This is a genomic window from Spirabiliibacterium mucosae (genome assembly GCF_014884965.1).
GTDB classification, from domain to species: domain Bacteria; phylum Pseudomonadota; class Gammaproteobacteria; order Enterobacterales; family Pasteurellaceae; genus Spirabiliibacterium; species Spirabiliibacterium mucosae.
Genome location: NZ_JABTBO010000046.1, coordinates 1 through 3,969 on the forward strand (window position 1 = coordinate 1; position 3,969 = coordinate 3,969).

7 protein-coding genes are annotated in these 3,969 nt (G+C 35.6%); 5 read left to right on the top strand and 2 right to left on the bottom strand.

Annotated elements, in window-relative coordinates; translation table 11 throughout:
• The 4 genes from HPC37_RS10595 to HPC37_RS10610 all read left to right on the top strand — a co-directional run.
• A partial coding sequence (locus tag HPC37_RS10595; protein WP_235961788.1) for an HsdM family class I SAM-dependent methyltransferase occupies nt 1-914 on the top strand: 914 nt, incomplete at its 5' end.
• Nucleotides 915-1,176: 262 nt separating this feature from the next.
• The gene (locus tag HPC37_RS10600; protein WP_208123077.1) at nt 1,177-1,506 is read left to right on the top strand and encodes a restriction endonuclease subunit S domain-containing protein; all 330 of its coding nucleotides are present in this window, start codon (nt 1,177-1,179) and stop codon (nt 1,504-1,506) included.
• Between the two features lie 302 nt (nt 1,507-1,808).
• Nucleotides 1,809-2,042 carry a hypothetical protein gene (locus HPC37_RS10605; protein WP_208123078.1) on the top strand — a complete coding sequence of 78 codons (234 nt, stop codon included), beginning with the start codon at nt 1,809-1,811 and terminating at the stop codon, nt 2,040-2,042.
• 232 nt (nt 2,043-2,274) lie between these two features.
• Complete coding sequence (locus HPC37_RS10610; protein WP_345790042.1) at nt 2,275-2,586, top strand: restriction endonuclease subunit S; 312 nt, start codon at nt 2,275-2,277, stop codon at nt 2,584-2,586.
• A 41-nt stretch (nt 2,587-2,627) separates the two neighbouring features.
• Here the strand turns inward: HPC37_RS10610 and HPC37_RS11130 are convergent, their stop codons facing one another.
• Both HPC37_RS11130 and HPC37_RS11135 read right to left on the bottom strand, forming a co-directional pair.
• Nucleotides 2,628-2,951 (bottom strand): tyrosine-type recombinase/integrase, encoded by a 324-nt coding sequence (locus HPC37_RS11130; RefSeq protein WP_345790043.1) that lies wholly within the window; start codon nt 2,949-2,951, stop codon nt 2,628-2,630.
• A 173-nt stretch (nt 2,952-3,124) separates the two neighbouring features.
• Nucleotides 3,125-3,307: a hypothetical protein gene (locus HPC37_RS11135; RefSeq protein WP_282435419.1), complete on the bottom strand. Its 183-nt coding sequence runs from the start codon at nt 3,305-3,307 to the stop codon at nt 3,125-3,127.
• Nucleotides 3,308-3,906: 599 nt separating this feature from the next.
• Between HPC37_RS11135 and HPC37_RS11330 the strand changes: the two genes are divergently transcribed.
• On the top strand, nt 3,907-3,969 hold a 63-nt coding region (locus HPC37_RS11330), incomplete at its 3' end, for a hypothetical protein (protein WP_208123080.1).

Sequence of the window (3,969 nt, forward strand, 5' to 3'; positions counted from 1 at the left end):
ATATTTACGAGAAAATTCTCAAAGACTTGCAATCTGCAGGTAATGCTGGAGAGTTTTATACCCCACGGGCCTTGACCGATTTTATGGCTGAAAGAATGAATCTTAAAATTGGGGATAAAGTTGCGGATTTTGCCTGTGGTACAGGCGGATTCCTCACTTCCGCTTTGAAATGCCTGGAACCACAAATCAAAACGCCATCCGATAAAGAAATATATAATCAATCTGTCTATGGGATAGAAAAAAAAGCACTCCCCCATATTCTATGCGTAACCAATATGCTTTTGCACGATATTGATTCCCCTGAAATCATCCATGGTAATTCCCTTGAAACAAAGGTAGCGAACTATCGAAAGGAAGAAGGCTTTGATGTTATTTTAATGAATCCACCTTATGGTGGTAATGAAAACAAAAGCGTCCAAATGAACTTTCCGCCAGATTTACGAGCAAGTGAAACGGCAGATTTATTTATGTCTGTGATTATGTATCGTCTTAAATATCAAGGGCGTGCAGCGGTTGTTATCCCTGATGGCTTTTTATTTGGTACAGAAGGAGCTAAGCGTAATATCAAAGAAAAACTGCTTAAGGAATTTAATTTACACACTATTCTACGTTTGCCTAAATCTGTATTTTCACCTTACACATCCATTGCTACAAATGTGATCTTTATTGAGAATAATGAGGGTCAAGGTACGGACAAGGTTTGGTTTTATCGTATGGATATGCCGTCGGATAGAAAAAACTTTTCTAAAACAAAACCTATTGAAAATAAACACTTTGATGACATTCGACAATGGTGGGATAACCGCATAGAAATTACTGATGATGACGGTAATTATCAAGCAAAAGCATATAACGCAAAAGAAATCGCTGAGTTGAATTATAACCTTGATCTTTGTGGATATCCGCAAAAATAGAACAAATTCTAGAGCCTATGGAGCTCATTACTCAATATCGAACGCAGCGAGAAAAGTTAGAGCGAAAAATGAATGATTTACTAGATGAGATTGTAGCGTTGATTGATAGCCCCCAAAAATAAAGTGATATTAAGATAAAATATGAATAATAGAATGACCGCAGAAGATTTAAAAAAGTCCATTCTTCAATTGGCAATTCAAGGCAAGCTCGTACCACAAGATCCTAACGACGAGCCAGCATCCATATTGCTTAAGAAAATTCGTGCAGAAAACAACAGCTCATCAAGGAGAAAAAATAAAAAAAGATAAAAACGAAAGTTTTATTTTTTATGGTGCCGATAAACGCCCTTATGAGCAATTCCCCGACGGCACCGCACTTTGCATCGCCGATCAAATCCCATTTGAGATTCCTGAAAGTTGGAGTTGGTGTCGTATTAGAGATATTACTGAGTCGTATATTGGATTAACTTATAGCCCCAAAGATGTGGTTAAAGAAGAAGGTAAAATTGTTCTTAGATCTTCTAATATTCAAAACGGAAAAATATGTCTCCAAAATATTGTTAGAGTCAATAAAGATTTACCAGAAAATTAAAGTAAAAAAGGTGATATATTAATCTGTGCTAGAAATGGTAGTCAGAAACTGGTTGGTAAATCAGCATTGATAGAAGAAAATCGAGATGATCTTACATTTGGTGCCTTTATGGCAATTTGCAAAACAAAATTTTCTTCATATGTTTATTGCTTTTTACAGTCAGCTTTTTTCTTTGAACAACTAGCTGAATGCAGCTCAACGACTACAGTCTATCAATTAACTCAAAATAATTTAATGGATTTCTAATCCCCCTCCCACCACTTGCCGAGCAACAGCGAATTGTTGAGCGTATAGAGCAATTGATGCCGTTGGTAGAGCAATATGGTAACTACGAGGAAAAACTCACGAATTTAGAAAAAGCCTTACCAAAAAGGCTTCGCCAAGCCGTTTTACAACACGCTATCACGGGCAAGCTTGTGCCACAAGATCCTAACGATGAGCCTGCCAGTGAACTACTAAAACGGATAGCGAAAGAACGTGAAGAGTTGATTAAACAAGGCAAAATCAAAGCACCTAAAAAGGTAAACCTACAATAGAAACTTCCGATAGCTCCCCTTATCCATTTGAGATTCCTGACAATTGGGTTTGGTGCAAATTTATTGATTTAGCATATTATAATTTAGGAAAAACCCCTTCAAGATCAAATCCTGATTATTGGGGTAAAGGTACCGATTGGATTTCTATAGCTGATATGAAAGATGGAGAATATATAGAAAATACAAAAGAAAAATTACTCAATTAGCTATTCATGAAGTTTTTCGTCATAAAATTGTCCCAAAAGATACTCTTATCATGAGTTTTAAGTTAACTATTGGAAGAACCTCTTTTCTTAAAAATGATGCTTTCCATAATGAGGCTATAATTTCTATTTTCCCATTTCATTATCAAGATACTATAAAAAAATACCTCCGATGGACTACACCCGAGTCTGTTTCTTGGGGTGATTTCAATAATACCATAAAAGGCTCATCTCTGAATAAAGATTACATAGATAAATTAATAATTCCGTTACCACCACTTAAAGAGCAACAAAGAATTGTAGAAAAAATAGAAGAAGTATTTAATCTAATTAAAATATAGAAAATGCCTTAGCAGTCTAGCTAAGGCATTAAAAGCGCGGTTTACCAATCAATAATTTGATCAACTATTGCCCGTTGCTCAGAGGCTGTTCGCCGTAAATAAATCCGCGTGGTCTCAATGCTTTCATGCCCCATTATATCGGCAAGAAAAGCAATATCACTGTATTTATCCAAAAAGTTTTTCGCAAATCGGTGGCGAAAAGAGTGAGGATATACCACCTCACGATTTATGCCGTATCGTTCAGCAAAAATTTTCAGTTGCTGTGCCAGCCCTCTCGGTGTAATACGATTGCCATAGCGGTTTAGAAAAATATAACCGCTCTTTATTCCTTTGCTCGAAAGCCAATCTAAGGCTTGATTTTGAATTTTTTGGCAATATAAATCCGCCTAATTTTCCCACCCTTGGTATATAAATCAATATGCCCTGCTTGCACATGCTCTGCTTTAATTTGTAATAGCTCGCTCACACGGGCACCTGTTGCCCCCAAAACCCACGATGAAATGCCAATCAGTATACCCATCGGCTTTTAATTTTCGTTTCAAAAATAATAATCCGCTTGGCTAATGACATTTTCTAAAAAGTTTTTTTGTTGCACTTTTACCAATTTCATACGCCATTGTGGTTTACCAATAAAGGCGGTGTAGCGATTCATGGCTTGTATACGCAAATTGGTGGTTTGCGGGCTGTTGCGCTCTAAAAGTGCGGTTTTGTATGAAAGCAAATTCTGTTTGCTAATTGTTTCATACGAGGCAAAAATTGCTCAATCGTCCAAAGATAGGCCTTGCATGTGTTTTCAGCCAGATCATGACTACGCAGATAGCGTTCAAATTGTGTTAATTCGTTCATTGTCCTATAAATTCAAAAGACAACAATAATAAACACTTTCTCCCCTTATGGGAACTTGCCTAGTGGCTGGGCGGTTTGTAGGCTATACCAAATAGCAGAGCAAAGTGGTGGTTATGCTTTTAAGAGTAATAATTATTCTAAATCAGGATATAGAGTAATACGGATTTCAGATTTTAATGATAAAATTTCATTAATGAAAAATCATATATCATCCATATGATTTATCATTAGCAAAATTTATAATTCAGGAAGAAGATATATTAATTGCAATGACAGGTGGAACAGTTGGAAAAAGTTTACTTGTAAGAAAATAACTGAACCGATGCTTTTGAATCAGAGAGTGGCAAGAATAAAACCATATTGTAATGTAGATTACATTTACAATGTAATTATATCCGAATCAATAAAAATAAGATTAAAATATAAAAACTCTACTAATGATAATATATCATCTCAAGATATTAATGATTTTTTATTCCACTCCCTCCCCTTTATGAACAACAAAGAATTGTACAAAAATTAAAGAGATTCTTACAC

Coding starts and splice junctions, on each gene's coding strand:
- HPC37_RS10605 (WP_208123078.1), top strand. CDS start 1,809: ATGCCGTTGGTAGAGCAATATGGTAACTACGAGGAAAAACTCACGAAT.